This is a genomic window from Stenotrophomonas sp. SrG, assembly GCF_050031795.1.
Lineage (GTDB): Bacteria > Pseudomonadota > Gammaproteobacteria > Xanthomonadales > Xanthomonadaceae > Stenotrophomonas > Stenotrophomonas rhizophila_A.
Window position 1 is genome coordinate 1 of sequence record NZ_JBNBBE010000891.1, and the last position, 243, is coordinate 243.

The 243-nt window shown below is 65.4% G+C and carries 1 pseudogene; it reads right to left on the reverse strand.

The features are described from left to right. A pseudogene (locus ACQG3P_RS22070) lies at positions 1-243 on the reverse strand (HAD family hydrolase); the annotation flags it as partial.

Below are 243 nucleotides of genomic sequence, written 5' to 3' on the forward strand. Positions count from 1 at the left end.
CCGGGTGTCTTGGCCGCTGTCGCGGATCAGCTGCAGGTCGCGTGCGGCAATGGTCTTTTCGGTGATCTCGATGGCCGCTTCCAGCATCGACCGGGTCATGCCCTTGACGCCGTAACCGAACACGCCGAGGTTGCGCTGCTGCACCTCGAGCGGGTGGCGCGCGGTGGCGGTGGCGTGCACGTCGATGTAGCGCGACAGGATGTCGAGGTACTCCTGTTCGGCGGTGCGGTAATAGTCCTCGCT